The following is a 20,082-nucleotide window of genomic DNA, read 5'->3' on the forward strand; positions in this document are numbered from 1 at the left end:
CGGCGCCCCCCGGATCAGTGACAGGGCGAAGGAACCCGACGAAGTCGGGCCGGAAACGGAGCTGGGGGCTTTGGTCACTTTGGCCCCTTCAAAGTGACTCGCCGAGGGGCGAAAAGGTGACCTGAGCCGGACCCTAATCTACCTGACAAAGAAAACCCGCCGTGTGACGCAGAGCGTCACGAACTGCATTACCACGCGGAGCGTGGGAACGAGAATCCGATTCGACCTAAATCCACCTGAAGTCGCAGAACCCTCGTGTGACGCGGAGCGTGGTAATGAGAATCTGAGTCGAACCCCATCCACCTGATGTCGCAGAACAGCCGCATTCCCGCGCCATCAGTTCAACAGCGCAGTCGTCTCGGGTACAAAGTCGAACGAACTCAGATTGAAACCCTGCTCATCCACCTGCAACACCCAGCCCTGACGATCCCAGTCACCCAACACGATGCGTCTGGCCGCCTGATCGCCAATCTGCAACTTATGAATCGCCGGACGATGAGTGTGACCGTGGACCAACGTACGCACACCGAACTGCTGCATGATCCGCGGCACCTCGTCCGACGTCACATCGACAATATCATTGGCCTTCATACGGGTCTGCGCACGGCTCTCATTGCGCAACTTGCGCGCCAGCTTGTGGCGGGTGCCCAGCGGCAAATGGCGCAGAATGAACAGCGTCAGCGGATGGCGCAGATAGCGACGCATCCGGATATAGCCTTCATCGCGGGTGCACAGACTGTCGCCGTGCATCAGCAGCACCGGCTCACCGTTCAACTGCACGACGCTGGGGTCACTCAGCAGCGTGCAGCCCGCTGCCTTGCAGAAACCCTTGCCGAGCATGAAATCACGGTTGCCGTGCATCAGAAAAATTCGTGTGCCGCTGTCGCTCAATTCGCGCAGGGCCTTGCAGATCGAAAGCTGGAACGGCGACATCGCGTCGTCACCGATCCAGACTTCAAAGAAATCCCCGAGGATATACAGCGACTCGGCGTCGCGAGCGCGTCCTGCGAGCAGATCCAGAAACGCCCGGGTAATGTCCGGGCGCTCCTGTTCAAGGTGCAGATCAGAGATCAGCAGTATCACTCAACGATCTCGGCTTTCTCGATGATCACGTCTTCTACCGGGACGTCCTGATGGCCGGCCTTGCTGGAAGTCGCCACGCCTTTGATCTTGTCGACCACGTCAGTGCCTTCGATCACTTCACCGAATACAGCGTAACCCCAGCCCTGAACGGTCTTGGCGCTGTGGTTCAGAAAGGCGTTGTCAGCGACGTTGATGAAGAACTGCGCAGAGGCCGAATGCGGTTCCATGGTACGGGCCATGGCGACGCTGTACTTCTTGTTCGGCAGACCGTTGTCGGCTTCGTTCTGAATACTCGGACGCTTGTCTTTCTTTTCTTTCATGCCAGGCTCGAAACCGCCGCCCTGAACCATGAAGTTGCCGATCACACGGTGGAAAACGGTGTTTTCGTAGTGGCCGGCTTTAACGTATTCGATGAAGTTGGCAACGGTCAGCGGCGCCTTTTCTTCGTTCAGTTCCAGCACGATGTGGCCGTGGTTGGTAGTCAGCTTTACATTAGGCATTTGGGAAGTCGCTCTCTAGTCATGCATGAATGGGCAGATTATGACCCTGACGCGCAGTTTACAGACGAGGTTACATTTTTCAGCGCTTTTGCAGCTTTTATGCCTTCAAATACGCAGTCTGTTGTCAGGGACTTGACAGCTTCGGCTATGATAAGCGCTTTGATTTAGTCGGCCTACCCTGGCCGCGCACGTATGTCCAAGGATCCTATGAGCAAGCCCACTCCAGAACCCGCTGCCCATTCAAAGGCAGGTCCAGCCGTACCGACCAATTTCCTGCGTCCTATCGTGCAGGCAGACCTGGACTCGGGCAAGCACAGCAAAATCGTGACCCGCTTTCCGCCGGAGCCCAACGGCTACCTGCACATCGGTCACGCCAAGTCGATCTGCGTGAACTTCGGTCTGGCCAAGGAGTTCGGTGGCGATACGCACCTGCGTTTCGATGACACCAACCCGGCCAAGGAAGACCAGGAATACATCGACGCCATCATGAGTGACGTCAAGTGGCTGGGCTTCGAGTGGGCGGGCGAAGTGCGCTACGCCTCGCAGTATTTCGACCAGTTGCACGACTGGGCGGTCGAGCTGATCAAGGCAGGCAAGGCCTACGTGGACGATCTGACCCCCGAGCAGGCGCGCGAATATCGCGGCACCCTGACCGAGCCGGGCAAGAACAGTCCGTTCCGCGAGCGTGGCGTCGAGGAAAACCTCGACCTGTTCGCGCGCATGAAAGCCGGCGAGTTCGAGGATGGCGCGCGTGTACTGCGCGCCAAGATCGACATGGCCTCGCCGAACATGAACCTGCGTGACCCGATCATCTACCGCATTCGTCATGCGCATCACCATCAGACCGGCGACAAGTGGTGCATCTACCCGATCTATGACTTCACCCACGGTCAGTCGGATGCCCTCGAAGGCATCACCCACTCGATCTGCACCCTGGAGTTCGAAAGCCATCGTCCGCTGTACGACTGGTTCCTCGACAACCTGCCGGTGCCGTGCAAGCCGCGTCAGTATGAGTTCTCGCGCCTGAACCTGAACTACACCATCACCAGCAAGCGCAAGCTCAAGCAACTGGTTGACGAGAAACACGTCAGTGGTTGGGATGACCCGCGCATGTCGACGTTGTCGGGCTTCCGTCGCCGTGGCTACACGCCGAAATCGATTCGCAATTTCTGCGAAATGATCGGCACCAACCGCTCTGACGGCGTGGTCGATTTCGGCATGCTCGAATTCAGCATCCGCGACGACCTGGACCACAGCGCGCCGCGCGCAATGTGCGTGCTGCGTCCGCTGAAAGTGGTCATCACCAACTACCCGAAAGGCCAGGTCGAGAAGCTGGAACTGCCGCGCCACCCGAAAGAAGACCTGGGCATGCGCGAGCTGCCGTTCTCGCGGGAGCTGTACATCGACCGCGACGATTACATGGAAGAGCCGCCAAAGGGCTACAAGCGTCTTGAGCCCAATGGCGAAGTGCGTTTGCGTGGCAGCTATGTGATCCGTGCTGATGAAGCGATCAAGGATGCCGACGGCAACATCGTCGAGCTGCGTTGCTCCTACGACCCGGAAACGTTGGGCAAGAACCCTGAAGGTCGCAAGGTCAAGGGCGTCGTGCACTGGGTGCCGGCAGCCGAGAGCGTAGAGTGCGAAGTGCGTCTTTACGATCGACTGTTCCGTTCGCCGAACCCTGAAAAAGCCGAAGAGGGCGCAAGCTTTCTGGACAACATCAACCCGGACTCCCTGCAAGTACTGACCGGTTGTCGCGCCGAGCCTTCTTTGGGCCAAGCGCAACCGGAAGACCGTTTCCAGTTCGAACGCGAAGGTTATTTCTGCGCGGACATCAAGGACTCCAAACCTGGTCGACCTGTCTTCAACCGCACCGTGACGTTGCGGGATTCCTGGACCTGATGCTGTACGTTTGAGGGGGAGCACGTGCTTTCTATCTACAACACGCTCACCAAGAGCAAAGAAGTTTTCAAGCCACTGGATGGCAACAAGGTGCGCATGTATGTCTGCGGGATGACCGTTTACGACTACTGCCACCTGGGCCATGGCCGCAGCATGGTTGCGTTCGATCTGGTGACGCGCTGGCTGCGCTTCAGCGGTTATGAACTGACCTATGTGCGCAACATCACCGACATCGACGACAAGATCATCAACCGGGCGCGGGAAAACGGTGAGTCGTTCGACGCACTGACCGCGCGCATGATCGATGCCATGCACGAGGACGAGGCGCGCCTCAACATCCTCAAGCCGGACATGGAGCCGCGTGCCACCGATCATATCCCTGGCATGCACGCCATGATCCAGACCCTGATCGACAAGGGTTATGCCTACGCGCCGGGTAACGGCGATGTGTATTACCGGGTCGGCAAGTTTCAGGGGTACGGCAAACTGTCGCGCAAGAAGATCGAAGATCTGCGCATCGGTGCTCGCATCGAAGTGGACGAGTCCAAGGAAGATCCGCTGGACTTCGTGCTCTGGAAAGGCGTCAAGCCGGGCGAGCCGAGCTGGGAGTCGCCCTGGGGTGCAGGACGTCCAGGCTGGCATATCGAGTGCTCGGTGATGTCGACCTGCTGCCTGGGCGAGACCTTCGATATTCATGGCGGCGGCAGCGACCTTGAGTTTCCGCACCATGAAAACGAAATCGCCCAGAGCGAAGCGGCCACCGGCAAGACCTACGCCAATGCCTGGTTGCACTGCGGCATGATTCGCATCAATGGCGAGAAGATGTCCAAGTCCTTGAACAACTTCTTCACCATCCGCGACGTGCTGGAGAAATACCACCCGGAAGTGGTGCGTTACCTGCTGGTGTCGAGCCACTACCGCAGCGCGATCAACTATTCCGAAGACAGCCTGCGTGAGTCGAAGGCGGCACTGGAGCGGTTCTATCACGCGCTCAAGGGCCTGCCGGTCGCCGAACCTGCGGGTGGCGAGGCGTTCGTCGAGCGTTTCAGCGCGGCGATGAACGATGACTTCGGTACGCCTGAAGCCTGTGCGTTGCTGTTCGAGATGGTTCGCGAGGTCAATCGTCTGCGCGAATCCGATATCGCAGCAGCGGCGGGTCTGGCGGCGCGCTTGAAGCAACTGGCCAGCGTGCTGGGTGTCCTGCAAATCGAAGCCGACGACTTTTTGCGCGCTGGCGCGGAAGGGCGGGTCGATGCAGCTGAAGTGGAGGCGCTGATTCAGGCGCGTCTGGCTGCGCGTGCCGCGAAAGACTGGGCCGAGTCCGACCGTATCCGTGACCAGATCACCGCCATGGGCGTGCTGCTGGAAGACGGCAAGGGCGGCACGACCTGGCGTCTGGCGGACTGATCAAGGACTATCCCTGAAACACTATTGTGCCCACTCCGCGTGGGCATGCTGTTCTGGACGCTCCGCGTCCTGTCCTCGATGTTCCGCCTGACGAGCGTCGAACACTAAACGATCCGCTGCTCCCGCAACCGCTTGTACAGCGTGTTGCGGCTGACGCCCAGACGCTTGGCCAGCTGTGAAATATTCCCGCCTGCCGCTTGAAACAATTGGCCGAGGTCTTCGCTCGAGTGAAGGCGCGTGGCCGATTCCTGAGTCTTGACCGGGGCATGGCATTCCTCATCCGCGTGAGCATCGAGCAGAAAGTCCTCGGGCAGATGGTCAGTGCCGATCGGCTGTTCGTCGGCCAGTGCCAGCGCCACCTGAATCACACTGTTGAGCTGGCGCAGATTACCCGGCCAAGGGTGATGCTCGAATAACTCAAGTACCTCTCTGGAAAAGCCCGCGCGCTGATGGGCATCACGGTGTCGCTCCCAGATTCGCTGGATAAGCGCATGTTTGTCAGTTCGCTCGCGCAGGGGAGGAAGTTCGATGCTCAGGCCGCTGATCCGGTAATAAAGATCCTGGCGGAAAAGCCCCGCCTGGACCTGATCGCGCAGGCTTCGGTTGGTGGCTGAAATCAGGCGTATGTCGACCGGATACAACTCGCTGCTGCCCAGTGGCTGAACGCAGCGCTCTTGAAGCACGCGCAGCAGCCGCGCCTGTACCGGCATCGGCATGTCGCCCACTTCGTCGAGAAAAAGCGTGCCTTTGTCGGCCTTGCGGATCAGGCCGATGCTGCCTTTCTGGTTGGCTCCGGTGAAGGCGCCTCTTTCATAGCCAAACAGCTCGGCCTCGACCAGTTCGGCCGGGATCGCTGCGCAGTTGACCGCGATCAGCAGCTGGCTGGCGCGCGCACTGGCCTGATGCAGGGCTTTGACAAAGACTTCCTTGCCGACCCCGGTTTCACCATGAATGAGCAGAGGGATGTCTTTTTCCAGCAGCCGCTGCGCCTGACGCACAGCCTTCTCGACCTTCGCATCGCCCAGGCTGATCGCCTGCAGATCAAGGTTTCGTGGTGCAGCAGGTACCTGCGCAGCCTGGACGCAATGCAGCTTCAGTGGTTTGCGAGTCGGGCGCTTGAGCAGGCATTGAAAGCGATTGTTGCCAAATGCATGCAGCGCAAACGGACGCGCTTCGGTTTCGCTGAGCAATTGCAGGATCGGACATTTGAACAGCGTCTCGATACTGGCACCGGCCGGAGCCGTCCCCAGCAAAGTGTCGGCACGCCGATTGGCGCACAGGATCTGGCCGCTTTCGTCAAAAATCAGCAGGCCGGCCCACTGGCTGTCGAGGTTGTTCAGACCGGTATTGAAGATCAGCTGGAAGTGGGAGTCGCGAAACTGGTCGAGGATCAGGCGGTTTTCCACCGACTGGCTCATCATTTTGACCATGCCCAGCGTGTGCGAGGGTGGCAGGAAGCTGTCACTGGACACATCCAGCACGGCAATGATGCGCCTATCAGCATCGAAGATCGGTGAGGCCGAACCGGTCATGAAACGGTTGGCCTTGAGGAAATGCTCGTCCGGTTCGATATGAATGGCCTGCTCACAGGCCAGCGCCGTGCCGATGGCATTGGTGCCCGTGCCACGTTCGCTCCAGCTGGCACCTGGCATGAAGCCCTGAGCCTGGGACGATTCGACGAAGCGTTGCGCACCCCATGACTTGAGCAACTGACCTTGAGGGTCGGCCAGCAGAATCAGACAGCTGGAGTTGCTGAGAATGTTCTCGTAGACCGGCAGGACCTCCTGATGGGTGGTCTGCACCAGTCCATGATGGCGCTCCAGCAGCCTGGAAACCTCCGCCCCCGGCAGTTGGCCGAATGAGGGGCGCGTCTGATGACTGAGGCCGAAGTCCCGGCAGCGGGTCCATGAATCCTGAATGATGATGTCGTGAGCAAGCGAAGCGCTGGTTTGAGACATGAGGATGCCTGCGAATATGACGTATTGTTTTTGTTTTTAGGTCCCGTCGGCGTGACCATCCTTGCCCGCAACGTCAGTCCAGTGTCGTTCAGTTTTGTTCAAAGTCAATGTTCATTTTGTTCAAGTGTTCAGTATTTTCTGTTCATTATTGTTCAGCTGTGAAAGCCGTTTCGTCCCCTGAATACGGGCGATCGCTCTGTTTCGGGCTTCACCGGCAATCTGCCTGAGCTGGCACGAATGTCGCTATCTGCAAACAGTCAAGCATTCACCCTTAAGAAAAAAACAACAAAGGGCACGCCATGTCACTCACGCTGGAGCATGTCAGTCGCGCCGTCGATGGCCAGGTCTGGATCGACGACGCCTCCCTGAGCTTTGAGCCGGGATCATTCAACGTTCTGCTGGGGCGCACCCTGTCCGGCAAAACCAGCCTGATGCGCCTGATGGCCGGGCTGGACAAGCCGGACAGCGGGCGAGTGCTGATGAACGGGGTCGATGTCACCCATCGTCCGGTTCGTCTGCGCAACGTCTCGATGGTTTATCAGCAGTTCATCAATTACCCGAGCATGACGGTGTTCGAAAACATTGCTTCGCCGCTGCGCCAGGCGGGTCTTTCCAAAGACGTGATCCACAGCCGTGTGCAGGAAACCGCGAAGATGTTGCGCATCGAAAAATTCCTGCAACGCCATCCTCTCGAGCTGTCCGGTGGGCAGCAGCAGCGCACCGCGATGGCCAGGGCGCTGGTCAAGGATGCCGAGCTGATCCTCTTCGACGAACCGTTGGTCAACCTCGATTACAAGCTGCGCGAAGAGCTGCGTCAGGAAATGCGCGAGCTGTTTGCCGCTCGCCATACCATCGCCATCTACGCCACCACCGAGCCCAATGAAGCGCTGGCGCTGGGTGGCACCACCACCATCCTGCATGAAGGGCGGGTGGTACAGAGCGGCAAGACCCCCGAGGTCTATCATCGACCTGCGACTGTGCTGGCCGCCGAGCTGTTCTCCGAACCGCCGATCAACCTCATGCCGGGCCGTATAGAGGGCAATGAAGTCAGCTTCGCCAATTTCGTGCACTTCCCGCTCAACGTCGACCTGCGGGCTGTCGGCGACGGCGAGTATCGTTTCGGCGTGCGCCCCAGCCATTTGAGCCTGGTGCCGTCCAACGATGACGATCTGGAACTGGCGGTTACTGTCGAGCTGGCGGAAATCAGCGGTTCTGAAACCTTCCTGCATGTGCGCAACGAGCTGTTCTCGCTGGTCCTGCATCTGCCGGGCGTGCATGCCTACGACGTCGATGCGGCGATCCGGGTGTACATCCCGACCCACAAATTGTTTGTATTCGATCAGCAGGGCGGCCTGATTCAGGCGCCGGGCCTGCGCATGGCGAGGGTTGCCTGATGGCCGAGATCCGCTTGCAGAACCTCGCGCACAGCTACAGCGCCAAGCCTGGTCCTGACGACTATGCAATTCGCGAGATGAGCCACGTCTGGGAGCAGGGCGGTGCTTATGCGCTGCTCGGGCCTTCCGGGTGTGGCAAGTCAACGCTGCTCAATATCATTTCCGGCCTGCTCAGTCCGTCGCAGGGGCAGGTGCTGTTCGACTCGAAAGTGGTCAACGAGCTGCCCCCGGAACGCCGCAACATCGCTCAGGTTTTCCAGTTTCCGGTGATCTACGACACCATGACGGTGTTCGACAATCTGGCCTTTCCGCTGCGCAATCAGGGCATGGACGAGGCGCGGATTCTCATCAAGGTCAACGAAATTGCCGATGTCCTGGACCTGCAGCCGCTACTGAAAAAGAAGGCGCGCAACCTCAGCGCGGACGAAAAGCAGAAGGTCTCCATGGGCCGTGGACTGGTGCGCGATGACGTGTCGGCGATCCTCTTCGACGAACCGCTGACCGTGATCGACCCGCACCTGAAGTGGAAACTGCGACGCAAGCTCAAGCAGATCCACGAGCAGTTCAATATCACCATGGTTTACGTCACCCACGATCAACTGGAGGCGTCGACCTTCGCCGACAAGATCGCCGTGATGTATGGCGGACAGATCGTCCAGTTCGGCACGCCGCGGGAGCTGTTCGAAAAGCCGTCGCACACTTTTGTCGGCTATTTCATCGGCAGCCCGGGGATGAATCTGATTGACGTCACGCCGCAGCCGGGCGGCGTCGGTTTTGCCGATATTCACCTGCCGCTGCCTGAGTCGTTGCAGCAGAAGCTCGCCAATACGCCGTGGAAAACGCTGAAAGTGGGTATTCGTCCTGAGTTCGTGCATGTCTGGGACGGGCCTTACGACGATGCGATGTGTGCCGACGTGACCTATGTGGAAGACCTCGGCACCTACAAGATCATCACCCTGAAACTGGCCGGACAACTGCTGAAGGTGCGTCTGCAGGAAGACAAACCGGTGCCGCAAGGCCAGGCCTGGATCAGCTTTCCGGGGCAATGGCTGATGCTCTATGCAGATGATTACCTGATCGAAGCCGGCCCTGCCAGTGAGGTGTCCCATGCGTAAGGTTCAGAACAACAAGGCCTGGTGGCTGGTGATGCCGGTGTTTCTGCTGGTGGCATTCAGCGCGATTATCCCGATGATGACCGTGGTCAACTATTCGGTGCAGGACATTTTCGACCAGTCCAGCCGCTATTTCGTCGGCACCGACTGGTTCCGGCAGGTCCTGCAGGACCCGCGTCTGCACGACTCGCTGTTGCGCCAGTTCATTTATTCGGGCTGTGTGCTGCTGATCGAGATCCCGCTGGGCATCGCGATTGCGCTGACCATGCCGACCAAGGGCCGTTGGTCGTCGTTGTGCCTGATCGTGATGACCATTCCACTGCTGATCCCGTGGAACGTGGTCGGCACTATCTGGCAGATCTTCGGCCGTGGTGATATCGGCTTGCTGGGTTACACGCTGAACAATGTGCTGGGCATCAACTACAACTACGCCGCCAATGCCTCGGATGCCTGGGTGACGGTGCTGGTCATCGACGTCTGGCACTGGACCTCGCTGGTGGCTCTGCTTTGCTATTCAGGGCTGCGGGCGATTCCGGATGTGTATTACCAGGCGGCACGCATTGATCGGGCGTCCGGCTGGGCGATCTTCCGGCATATCCAGTTGCCAAAGATGAAAAGCGTGCTGCTGATTGCGGTGATGTTGCGCTTCATGGACAGCTTCATGATCTACACCGAGCCGTTCGTGCTGACCGGTGGCGGGCCGGGTAACTCCACCACGTTCCTCAGTCAGACGCTGACCACCATGGCGCTCGGGCAGTTCGACCTGGGGCCCGCGGCCGCGTTCTCGCTGGTGTATTTCCTGATCATTCTGTTGGTGTCATGGGTGTTCTACACCGCCATGACTCACAGCGAAAAGAATTGAGGGGCTGGTCATGAGTCTGCGCAAAATCATACCGCTGTGGATTTACCTGTTGTTTCTGCTGGTGCCGATCTACTGGCTGATCAACATGTCGTTCAAGACCAATACCGAGATCCTCGGTGGCCTGACCCTGTGGCCGCAGGATTTCACCCTGGCCAACTACAAGGTGATCTTCACCGACGAGAGCTGGTACAGCGGCTACCTCAACTCGCTGTACTACGTGTGCCTCAATACCGTGATATCGCTAAGCGTCGCATTGCCGGCAGCCTACGCGTTTTCACGCTATCGTTTTCTCGGCGACAAGCACCTGTTCTTCTGGCTGCTGACCAACCGCATGGCGCCACCGGCAGTCTTCCTGCTGCCGTTTTTCCAGCTGTATTCGTCCATCGGCCTGTTTGACACGCACATCGCCGTGGCACTGGCGCACTGCCTGTTCAACGTTCCGCTGGCTGTATGGATTCTGGAGGGCTTCATGTCCGGCGTTCCCAAGGAGATCGATGAAACGGCTTACATCGACGGTTACAGCTTTCCCAAGTTTTTCGTGAAGATTTTCATTCCACTGATTGGTTCGGGTATCGGCGTCACCGCGTTTTTCTGCTTCATGTTCTCTTGGGTCGAGCTGTTGCTGGCGCGCACCCTGACGTCGGTGAATGCCAAGCCGATCGCTGCGGTGATGACCCGCACCGTGTCGGCATCGGGTATCGATTGGGGGGTGCTGGCGGCGGCAGGGGTGTTGACCATTCTGCCGGGCATGCTGGTGATCTGGTTCGTTCGCAACCATGTGGTCAAGGGCTTTGCTCTTGGTCGTGTCTGAGGAGTCGAAAAAATGGAGTGGATGTCCTGGACACTGCCCACTGCGGCCTTCTTCATCAGCATTGCGGTACTGCTGGCAGGGATGACCGTATGGGAATTGCGCTCGGCAAGTATCGAGCGTCGTGGTTTTTTGCCGATTGCCACCACGCGTGGCGACCGTCTTTTCATTGGGCTTCTGGGCAGCGCTTATCTGCATTTGCTGGTAATCGGCGCGACGGACTGGAGCATCTGGATCGCTTCGGGGGCTTCCCTGGTGTGGCTGTTGGTGGTGATGCGTTGGGGTTAGAGGGCGGCCGGGCGTGGTTGCCGGGGTGATCCGGTCGGCAGTATTGAAAAAGCGGGACTACATGAAAGCAACCTGGAGATGACTATGTTCAATAAGAAAAACAAGCTGCAACATAGCGTGACGCTGGCAACCATGATCATGCTCAGCGGGTTGAGTGTGTCGGCATGGGCGGATCAGTACGAAGATGCGGCGAAGAAGTGGGCGGCGAGCGAGTTCAAGCCGAGCACGCTTTCCGATGCCGAGCAGTTGAAAGAGCTGGAGTGGTTCATCGAAGCTGCCAAGCCGTTTCGTGGCATGGACATCAAGGTGGTGTCGGAAACCCTGACCACCCATGAATACGAATCCAAGACCCTGGCCAAGGCGTTCACCGAAATCACCGGCATCAAAGTCACCCATGACTTGCTGCAGGAAGGTGATGTTATCGAAAAGCTGCAGACCGCCATGCAGTCGGACAAGAGCATCTATGACGGCTGGGTCAACGACTCGGACCTGATCGGTACGCACTTCCGCTACGGCAAAGCGGTGTCGCTGACGGAGATGATGAAAAGTGACAGCGGTAAGTTAGTGACATCGCCAACCCTGGATATCAAGGACTTCATCGGCACCTCGTTTACCACCGCTCCAGACGGCAATCTTTACCAGCTGCCTGATCAGCAGTTCGCCAACCTGTACTGGTTCCGTGCCGACTGGTTCGAACGTCCCGACCTGAAAAAGAAATTCAAGGACAAGTACGGCTATGAGCTGGGCGTTCCGGTCAACTGGTCGGCTTACGAGGACATCGCCAAGTTCTTCAGCGAAGACGTCAAGGAGATCGACGGCAAGAAAGTCTTCGGGCACATGGACTATGGCAAGAAAGACCCGTCACTGGGCTGGCGTTTCACCGATGCCTGGTTCTCCATGGCCGGCAGCGGCGACAAGGGTTTGCCTAACGGTCTGCCGGTGGATGAGTGGGGTATTCGCGTCGAAGACTGCCATCCGGTCGGCTCCAGCATTACCCGCGGTGGCGACACCAACGGCCCGGCGGCAGTGTTCGCTACGCAGAAATACATCGACTGGCTGAAAGCCTATGCGCCGCCGGAAGCGGCGGGCATGACCTTCTCCGAATCCGGACCGGTGCCTTCGCAGGGTAACGTCGCGCAACAAATCTTCTGGTACACCGCCTTTACCGCCGACATGACCAAGCCAGGCCTGCCGGTGATGAATGCTGACGGCACGCCGAAGTGGCGCATGGCGCCTTCGCCGAAAGGCCCTTACTGGAAAGAAGGCATGAAGCTCGGCTATCAGGACGTCGGTTCATGGACGTTCCTGAAGTCGTCCGACGAGAAAAAGCGTCTGGCCGCCTGGCTGTATGCGCAATTCGTGACCTCGAAGAGCGTTTCGTTGAAGAAAACCATCGTCGGCCTGACGCCGATTCGCGAGTCGGACATCAATTCCAAGGAAATGACCGCACTGGCGCCCAAGCTCGGTGGTCTGGTGGAGTTCTATCGCAGTCCGGCCCGCGTTCAATGGTCGCCTACCGGCACCAACGTGCCTGACTATCCGAAGCTGGCACAGCTGTGGTGGAGCCATGTGGCCGAGGCGGTCACTGGCGAGAAGACTGCGCAGGAGGCCCTCGACGGTCTGGCCAAGGACCAGGATGCGATCATGACGCGCATCGAGCGTTCCGGGGTTCAGAAGGCTAGCAATTGTGCGCCGAAGATGAATCCGGAAACCACTGCAGAAGCCTGGTACAAGAAGGCCGAAGAGAGCAACGGCAAGTTCCTCGCGCCACAGCGCAAGCTGGCCAACGAGAAACCCAAGGGCGAAACCATCGCCTACGCTGACCTGCTGAAAAGCTGGGAGGCAGCCAAGAAGTAAGGTTTTGTCGAGGTAAAAAAACGGCACCTTCTAGGTGCCGTTTTTTATTGCCGCAGGCTGATCAGTCGTGCAGGGTTTCTGCCGCGTACAGCGTGTTTTCCAGCAGGCAGGCGCGGGTCATGGGGCCGACGCCGCCCGGAACCGGAGTGATCCAGCCGGCGCGGGGCAGGGCGGTCTCGTAAACCACGTCGCCTACCAGCTTGCCATCTTCCTGGCGATTGATGCCGACGTCGATGACGATCGCACCCTGTTTGATCCATTCGCCTTTGACAAGGCCCGGCTTGCCGGCGGCAACCACCACCAGATCGGCACGACCCACGTGGCCTGCCAGATCCTTGGTGAAACGGTGGGTCACCGTGACGGTGCAGCCCGCCAGCAGCAGTTCCATCGCCATCGGGCGGCCGACGATGTTGGAGGCGCCGACGACGACGGCATCCAGACCGTACAGGTCGACACCGGTGCTTTCCAGCAGGGCCATGATGCCCTTGGGGGTGCATGGACGCAGCAGTGGAATGCGCTGAGCGAGACGACCCACGTTATAAGGATGGAAGCCGTCCACGTCCTTGTCCGGGCGAATGCGCTCCAGCAGCAGCGAAGCGTCGAGGTGCGCAGGCAAGGGCAGTTGCAGCAGGATACCGTCGACAGCAGCATCCTCATTGAGGCGGTCGATCAGATCGGTCAGTGCTGCCTGAGTGGTCTCGGCGGGCAGGTCGTAAGCCTGGGAGATAAAGCCGACTTCCTCGCAGTCCTTGCGCTTGTGAGAGACATAGACCTGGGAGGCGGGGTCGCTGCCGACCAGAATCACCGCGAGGCCCGGCGTACGCAGACCTTGCTGGCTACGTTCGGCGACACGTTTGGCGATCTGCTGGCGCAGGCTGGCGGCGATCGCCTTGCCGTCGATTAGTTTTGCAGTCATGACGCGTGATTAACCATCGAGAGGAAAAAAATGAGCGCGCATTCTCTCATGACATGGCGCGAGGGCAAAGGCGATTGCTTTGCATATTCAGCTAACTCCTTTATCTAGCTGAATTTTTTTCAAAAAAAGGTTGACGACCCCAGGGGGCGTCTATAAGATTCGTCGCACTTGCCGGGCAGAGCCCAGCACTGGTTAAGCTAGCACTGGTTGATTCGGTCAGGCAGAGTTGCAAATCAGCTCGGTGTGATCGATTGAAAGCCTTTTAGTTTGTTATCGCAAGAGTACAAATTATATAAGTGCCCGTAGCTCAGCTGGATAGAGCATCCGCCTTCTAAGCGGATGGTCGCAGGTTCGAGTCCTGCCGGGTGCGCCATTCAAGGCAGCTTTGGCACAGCAAGTAAGTTGTATCGTCACGCGCAATATGGTGGGCGTAGCTCAGTTGGTAGAGCACAGGATTGTGACTCCTGCGGTCGTGGGTTCGAACCCCATCGTCCACCCCATATTAAGAAGGGCGCCAGATTCATAGTCTGGCGCCTTTGCTTTAAAAGTCTGAAATGCGGATGTGGTGGAATTGGTAGACACACTGGATTTAGGTTCCAGCGCCGCAAGGTGTGAGAGTTCGAGTCTCTCCGTCCGCACCAGATGTACTTTCGTCGGGTTCCAGTGAGCACCGCGAAAGTCAAGAGAAGCCCGCCCAGTGCGGGCTTTTTGTTGTCCTGAATTTCTCATTAGGCAGTTTTATCTGCGGTTTTGGCTGTGTCTGTGAGGTGGTGCGAATTTGGATCTGGTCGGCGATGGCTGAGGGGGAGAGGCTGCGGCGGCGCGAGCGGTAGTTCATGCTCGCGGCGCGCTGGACTGCAATTTCAGCCTGATGGCGGCTGTATGCTTATTCGATAACCAGCAAAACCCTGGATTGGCACAGAAGTGATGAGTGCTCGCCCGGAATTTCAGTGACTACGCTGTAGCCGCCGGATTCCAGTGAGGATAAATCGGCAGAGAATGAAAAGCCTGATTTCAGGAAGTTTTCATTGCCGAACGCTTTGATCAGATCAGGGCGGTCCACGATCACAGGATCTTTGAACGTGACGGGGGTGCCTTTGTAGCCCGTCAGGCGAAGTCTGATTTCCTTGGGGGCGCGCTGGTTGGCTGTGTCGATGGCCCATCCGTTGAACTGGGCCATGCCTTTGGCTAAATAGACAGTTGAGCCGGTCTTTCCGCCAATCGAGTCGATAGCGCACTTGTCTGTTGCATAGTTTGTGACTTTGGCTGCGCTTTCTTTGCTCCCGTCTTTATCATCGCACCCCGTCATGATCGCTGAAGTTATAGCGAGAACACTTACTGCAGCAATCATCTTGAGCATGATTTTTCCTGGGAGATGTCGATGTTGTGGGGAGGGGCTGAGTGGTTTTAACGGTTTGGCAGCGCATTGACGCGAGGCGGAGATTATATGACTCATCGTCGTCGCAGCCTCTGTCCCCGCTGCTCGGGCAGCAAAATCAGGGGTCGGATTATGGAGTGCTTAGCCCCGCAGCACAAGGGTGCAGGGTCGCCAGGCTCCGGGGTTGACCAGGTTCTCCCGTTGAATGATCCAGGCGATCCGGCTGGCTTGATCTTCCCGTGCGTCAGGTGGGCGGCCGGCTTTGCGTGCCGCTCGCTGCGATCCATCGCTTTCAGGCAAATTGACATGAAAGTCCCGCTGTTATGAGCTTGTGTCGAGGTGGTTATAAAAGTTCAGGTGTTTCGTGTGTCGATGTTTTGTAGGTGTCAGGTCAGCAAAAAGTTGTCTTGTCCCCGATAACTTGCAGCGTCGTCGCCTGGATGCTTGATAGGTGCGAAGTGGGGTTATTGCCATAAGTTTCAGTTATTGATGAGCGGAGGGCGATCGCCGAGCCGGGGTGTATTTGCCCCCCCCCCTGTTCGTTGTCAGGCGGTTGCGCGACCCGCCTGAGTAAAAAAGGCCAGTCCGGTCAATTGCTTGCCATGGGTGGCGCGGCATCGCTGCGTTGTGTACGATGCGCGCCGGGTTGAATAAGGCTTCGAAGTTGGAGCAGGCATTTGGTTGATTTTGTAATCGCCATCCGCCGGAGTCTGGATTGCCGGGGCGAGAGCTCCTCGGCTGCACGAAATGGCCGCCTTGAGCGGTTTTTTTGTTTCAAGGTATTCGTTTTAACGTTTCGCTGGTTCGGTGGTCACATTACCACTGGTCGAGTGGGGCGCTGTGTAGATGGAGTCGGTAATCGTCTTGTGCGGATGCGTCCTTATATAAAGGAAGCTGTGCCAGACCTGTCGCGGTTAGTGAGAGGGTCATTTCCATCTCGCCCGGCTGTAGGCCGATTCCTTCTTGTTAACCCGCCCTTTTTCAGTAGGGTGACTTCTTGAGTTTGACCCACTAGAATGCATGCCCTTGATTCTGGGGTCGGAAACGGCCGGCTAACGTCTGTGCAACGAGGAATATCCATGCAAGTTTCTGTTGAAAACACTTCCGCTCTTGAGCGCCGCATGACCATTGGTGTACCTGCCGAGCGCATCGAGACTGAAGTCAACAAGCGTCTGCAACAGACCGCGCGCAAAGCCAAGATCCCGGGCTTCCGCCCTGGCAAGGTGCCTATGAGCGTGATTCGTCAGCGTTACGAGGACGGCGCACGTCAGGAAGCGCTGGGCGATCTGATTCAGGCTACTTTTTATGAAGCTGTGGTTGAGCAGAAGCTGAACCCGGCCGGTGCTCCTGCTGTTGAGCCCAAGTCGTTCGAAAAAGGCAAAGATCTGGAATACGTGGCTACTTTCGAAGTATTCCCGGAATTCACCGTTGCCGGCTTCGACAGCATCTCCGTAGAGCGCCTGTCTGCCGATGTGGCCGACAGCGATCTGGACAACATGCTTGAAGTGCTGCGCAAGCAGAACGTTCGTTTCGAAGTGGCTGATCGTGCTGCCCAGAACGAAGACCAGCTGAACATCGATTTCGTCGGCAAGGTCGACGGCGAAGTGTTCGCTGGCGGTTCCGCTACCGGTACCCAGCTGGTTCTGGGTTCCGGCCGCATGATCCCTGGTTTCGAAGACGGTCTGGTTGGCGCCAAGGCCGGTGAAGAGCGCGTTCTGAACGTGACCTTCCCAGAGGACTATCAGAACCTCGAGCTGGCCGGCAAGGCTGCCGAGTTCACCGTGACCGTCAACACCGTTTCCGAGCCAAAGCTGCCTGAGCTGAACGAAGAGTTCTTCAAGCAGTTCGGTATCAAGGAAACCGGTATCGAAGGCTTCCGCACCGAAGTTCGCAAGAACATGGAGCGCGAGCTGCGTCAGGCGATCAAGTCCAAGGTCAAGAATCAGGTCATGGACGGTCTGCTGGCCGCCAACCCGATCGAAGTGCCTAAAGCGCTGCTGGAAAACGAAGTCAACCGTCTGCGTGTGCAGGCCGTTCAGCAGTTCGGCGGCAACATCAAGCCTGACCAGCTGCCGGCAGAGCTGTTCGAAGAGCAGGCCAAGCGCCGCGTCGAGCTGGGTCTGATCGTTGCCGAGGTCGTCAAGCAGTTCGACCTCAAGCCTGATGACGCTCGCGTTCGCGAAATGATTCAGGAAATGGCCTCCGCCTATCAGGAGCCTGAGCAGGTCGTTGCCTGGTACTACAAGAACGAGCAGCAAATGAACGAGGTACGTTCTGTTGTGCTTGAAGAGCAAGTTGTAGATACTGTTTTGCAGAAAGCTAGCGTGACCGACAAATCGGTCTCCTACGAAGAAGCTGTCAAGCCGGTGGAAGCTCCAAAAGCCGACTGATTTCTCTTTTCGTGCGAAAACACCCACAAGCCAGCCTTCGCGCTGGCTTGTGCGTATTCAAGACTCGACTATTTGGGAGTGAATGCAGGACATGTCCCGCAATTCTTATATTCAGCAGAACTCTGACATCCAGGCCGCTGGCGGCCTGGTCCCGATGGTTATCGAGCAGTCCGCCCGTGGCGAACGCGCCTATGACATCTATTCGCGCCTTCTCAAGGAGCGAGTCATCTTTATGGTTGGTCCGGTAGAGGACTACATGGCCAACCTTATCGCGGCACAGCTGCTCTTCCTTGAAGCGGAAAACCCGGACAAGGATATCCATCTCTACATCAACTCGCCGGGCGGTTCGGTGACTGCAGGCATGTCGATCTACGACACCATGCAGTTCATCAAGCCGGACGTGTCGACCATCTGTATCGGTCAGGCTTGCAGCATGGGTGCATTCCTGCTGGCCGGCGGTGCAGAAGGCAAGCGTCATTGCCTGCCCAACTCGCGGATGATGATTCACCAGCCGCTGGGCGGTTTCCAGGGGCAGGCGTCGGACATCGACATCCATGCCAAGGAAATCCTGCACATTCGTCATCGTCTCAACTCGCTGCTGGCGCATCACACCGGCCAGAGCCTCGAAACCATCGAGCGCGATACCGAGCGTGACAACTTCATGAGCGCAGAGCGTGCGGCCGAATACGGCCTGATCGACTCGGTGATCAACAAGCGTCAAATGCCTGCCTAAGCGGCTCAAAATGTAGGGGGTCGGCACAACCGACCGCCTGCGGACTTGAAAAAGCCCGCAATAGCCTTCATCTTGTGTTGCAAGCCTACCGGATTGGATCGATCGAATGACTGACACCCGCAACGGCGAGGACAACGGCAAATTGCTCTATTGCTCCTTCTGTGGCAAAAGCCAGCATGAAGTGCGCAAATTGATTGCCGGCCCCTCGGTCTTTATCTGCGACGAGTGCGTCGACCTGTGCAATGACATCATCCGTGAGGAGGTGCAGGAAGCTCAGGCCGAAAGCAGCGCGCATAAATTGCCTTCGCCTAAAGAAATCAGCGGCATCCTTGACCAGTACGTCATCGGTCAGGAACGTGCCAAAAAGGTTCTCGCAGTAGCGGTGTACAACCACTACAAGCGTTTGAATCAGCGTGACAAGAAGAACGACGACGTCGAACTGGGCAAGAGCAACATCCTGCTGATCGGCCCTACGGGCTCCGGCAAGACGCTGCTGGCCGAAACACTGGCTCGCCTGCTCAACGTACCGTTCACCATCGCTGACGCCACCACCCTGACCGAGGCCGGTTATGTGGGTGAGGACGTCGAAAACATTATCCAGAAGCTGTTGCAGAAATGTGATTACGATGTCGAGAAGGCCCAGATGGGTATTGTCTACATCGACGAAATCGACAAGATTTCGCGCAAATCCGACAACCCTTCGATCACTCGTGACGTGTCCGGTGAAGGCGTGCAGCAAGCCTTGCTGAAACTGATCGAGGGCACCGTGGCTTCCGTTCCGCCTCAAGGTGGTCGCAAGCATCCGCAGCAGGAATTCCTGCAAGTGGACACGCGCAATATCCTCTTTATCTGTGGTGGCGCCTTCTCGGGCCTGGAAAAGGTCATTCAGAACCGTTCCACCCGTGGCGGAATCGGCTTCAATGCCGAGGTTCGCAGCAAGGAGGAGGGCAAGAAGGTTGGCGAGTCGCTGCGTGAAGTCGAGCCTGACGATCTGGTCAAGTTCGGTCTGATCCCCGAGTTCGTGGGCCGTCTGCCGGTGCTTGCGACGCTGGACGAGCTGGATGAGGCTGCTTTGATACAGATCCTCACCGAGCCGAAGAACGCGCTGACCAAGCAGTATGCCAAGCTGTTCGAGATGGAAGGTGTGGACCTCGAGTTCCGTACCGATGCGCTGAAATCGGTTGCCCGTCGCGCGCTGGAGCGCAAGACCGGTGCCCGTGGCCTGCGTTCGATCCTCGAAGGCGTGCTGCTCGACACTATGTACGAAATCCCGTCGCAGAGCGACGTGAGCAAGGTGGTGATCGACGAAAGCGTTATCGATGGCACGTCCAAGCCGCTGTTGATCTACGAAAACAGCGAGCCGCCTGCCAAGGTTGCTCCCGACGCATAAACGCATGTTCATATGCGTGTGAAGTAATACTGAAGGGGGCCTTTTTGGTCCCCTTTTGCATTTTTAAGCCGTTCATTCGTTTTGTATGAAGAAACTGATCTTGG

The 20,082-nt window shown here is 57.8% G+C and carries 16 protein-coding genes and 3 tRNA genes; 14 read left to right on the forward strand and 5 right to left on the reverse strand.

The window, feature by feature from the left end:
* Positions 1-336 precede the first annotated feature (336 nt).
* Positions 337-1,083 carry a UDP-2,3-diacylglucosamine diphosphatase gene (gene lpxH / locus P406_RS14145; RefSeq protein ID WP_046236521.1) on the reverse strand — a complete coding sequence of 249 codons (747 nt, stop codon included), beginning with the start codon at positions 1,081-1,083 and terminating at the stop codon, positions 337-339.
* Positions 1,080-1,583 carry a peptidylprolyl isomerase gene (locus tag P406_RS14150; RefSeq protein WP_046236522.1) on the reverse strand — a complete coding sequence of 168 codons (504 nt, stop codon included), beginning with the start codon at positions 1,581-1,583 and terminating at the stop codon, positions 1,080-1,082. The genes lpxH and P406_RS14150 overlap by 4 nt, the downstream gene beginning before the upstream one ends.
* Before the next feature lie 207 nt (positions 1,584-1,790).
* Here P406_RS14150 and P406_RS14155 point away from each other — a divergent pair, with 207 nt between their 5' ends.
* The gene (locus P406_RS14155; protein ID WP_046236523.1) at positions 1,791-3,485 is read left to right on the forward strand and encodes a glutamine--tRNA ligase/YqeY domain fusion protein; all 1,695 of its coding nucleotides are present in this window, start codon (positions 1,791-1,793) and stop codon (positions 3,483-3,485) included.
* Between the two features lie 24 nt (positions 3,486-3,509).
* A complete protein-coding gene (gene cysS / locus P406_RS14160) occupies positions 3,510-4,892 on the forward strand; it encodes a cysteine--tRNA ligase (protein ID WP_046236524.1) in 1,383 nt (460 codons plus the stop codon).
* 104 nt (positions 4,893-4,996) lie between these two features.
* Here cysS and P406_RS14165 read toward each other — a convergent pair whose 3' ends face one another.
* The gene (locus P406_RS14165; RefSeq protein ID WP_046236525.1) at positions 4,997-6,850 is read right to left on the reverse strand and encodes a sigma-54-dependent Fis family transcriptional regulator; all 1,854 of its coding nucleotides are present in this window, start codon (positions 6,848-6,850) and stop codon (positions 4,997-4,999) included.
* Positions 6,851-7,149: 299 nt separating this feature from the next.
* Here P406_RS14165 and P406_RS14170 point away from each other — a divergent pair, with 299 nt between their 5' ends.
* The 6 genes from P406_RS14170 to P406_RS14195 all read left to right on the forward strand — a co-directional run bounded on the left by P406_RS14170 (position 7,150) and on the right by P406_RS14195 (position 13,171).
* Entirely contained in the window at positions 7,150-8,244 is a 1,095-nt protein-coding gene (locus P406_RS14170; protein WP_003409725.1) for an ABC transporter ATP-binding protein, read from the forward strand.
* Positions 8,244-9,359, forward strand: a complete 1,116-nt coding sequence (locus tag P406_RS14175) for an ABC transporter ATP-binding protein (protein WP_003390667.1) — start codon at positions 8,244-8,246, stop codon at positions 9,357-9,359. The genes P406_RS14170 and P406_RS14175 overlap by 1 nt, the downstream gene beginning before the upstream one ends.
* Positions 9,352-10,218, forward strand: coding sequence for a carbohydrate ABC transporter permease (locus P406_RS14180; protein ID WP_002552729.1), 867 nt, complete (start codon positions 9,352-9,354; stop codon positions 10,216-10,218). Before P406_RS14175 ends, P406_RS14180 begins: the two co-directional genes overlap by 8 nt.
* 10 nt (positions 10,219-10,228) lie before the next feature.
* Positions 10,229-11,029: a carbohydrate ABC transporter permease gene (locus P406_RS14185; RefSeq protein WP_003315280.1), complete on the forward strand. Its 801-nt coding sequence runs from the start codon at positions 10,229-10,231 to the stop codon at positions 11,027-11,029.
* Positions 11,030-11,041: 12 nt separating this feature from the next.
* The gene (locus P406_RS14190; protein WP_010437138.1) at positions 11,042-11,314 is read left to right on the forward strand and encodes a DUF2160 domain-containing protein; all 273 of its coding nucleotides are present in this window, start codon (positions 11,042-11,044) and stop codon (positions 11,312-11,314) included.
* Between the two features lie 84 nt (positions 11,315-11,398).
* The gene (locus tag P406_RS14195; RefSeq protein ID WP_003415750.1) at positions 11,399-13,171 is read left to right on the forward strand and encodes an ABC transporter substrate-binding protein; all 1,773 of its coding nucleotides are present in this window, start codon (positions 11,399-11,401) and stop codon (positions 13,169-13,171) included.
* A 61-nt stretch (positions 13,172-13,232) separates the two neighbouring features.
* On the opposite strand, the gene folD is transcribed toward P406_RS14195, so the two are convergent.
* Positions 13,233-14,087 (reverse strand): bifunctional methylenetetrahydrofolate dehydrogenase/methenyltetrahydrofolate cyclohydrolase FolD, encoded by an 855-nt coding sequence (gene folD / locus P406_RS14200; protein ID WP_046236526.1) that lies wholly within the window; start codon positions 14,085-14,087, stop codon positions 13,233-13,235.
* Between the two features lie 296 nt (positions 14,088-14,383).
* Here folD and P406_RS14205 point away from each other — a divergent pair.
* From P406_RS14205 to P406_RS14215, 3 genes are all read left to right on the forward strand, one after another.
* Positions 14,384-14,460: transfer RNA gene (locus P406_RS14205), tRNA-Arg, on the forward strand.
* A 51-nt stretch (positions 14,461-14,511) separates the two neighbouring features.
* Positions 14,512-14,587: transfer RNA gene (locus tag P406_RS14210), tRNA-His, on the forward strand.
* A gap of 56 nt (positions 14,588-14,643) precedes the next feature.
* A tRNA-Leu gene (locus P406_RS14215) sits at positions 14,644-14,728 on the forward strand.
* Between the two features lie 245 nt (positions 14,729-14,973).
* Here the strand turns inward: P406_RS14215 and P406_RS14220 are convergent.
* Positions 14,974-15,447, reverse strand: coding sequence for a hypothetical protein (locus tag P406_RS14220; RefSeq protein ID WP_046236527.1), 474 nt, complete (start codon positions 15,445-15,447; stop codon positions 14,974-14,976).
* Between the two features lie 1,097 nt (positions 15,448-16,544).
* Between P406_RS14220 and tig the strand changes: the two genes are divergently transcribed.
* The 3 genes from tig (at position 16,545) to clpX (ending at position 19,978) form a co-directional block, all read left to right on the forward strand.
* Complete coding sequence (gene tig, locus P406_RS14225; protein ID WP_003315274.1) at positions 16,545-17,855, forward strand: trigger factor; 1,311 nt, start codon at positions 16,545-16,547, stop codon at positions 17,853-17,855.
* 91 nt (positions 17,856-17,946) lie between these two features.
* On the forward strand, positions 17,947-18,588 hold the full coding sequence (clpP, locus tag P406_RS14230; RefSeq protein ID WP_002552734.1) for an ATP-dependent Clp endopeptidase proteolytic subunit ClpP: 642 nt from the start codon (positions 17,947-17,949) through the stop codon (positions 18,586-18,588).
* A 106-nt stretch (positions 18,589-18,694) separates the two neighbouring features.
* A complete protein-coding gene (gene clpX / locus P406_RS14235) occupies positions 18,695-19,978 on the forward strand; it encodes an ATP-dependent Clp protease ATP-binding subunit ClpX (RefSeq protein ID WP_002552735.1) in 1,284 nt (427 codons plus the stop codon).
* The last annotated feature ends 104 nt before the right edge of the window (positions 19,979-20,082 follow it).

Origin of the sequence: Pseudomonas syringae pv. coryli str. NCPPB 4273 (assembly GCF_000972175.1) — a bacterium.
GTDB classification, from domain to species: Bacteria; Pseudomonadota; Gammaproteobacteria; order Pseudomonadales; family Pseudomonadaceae; genus Aquipseudomonas; species Aquipseudomonas syringae.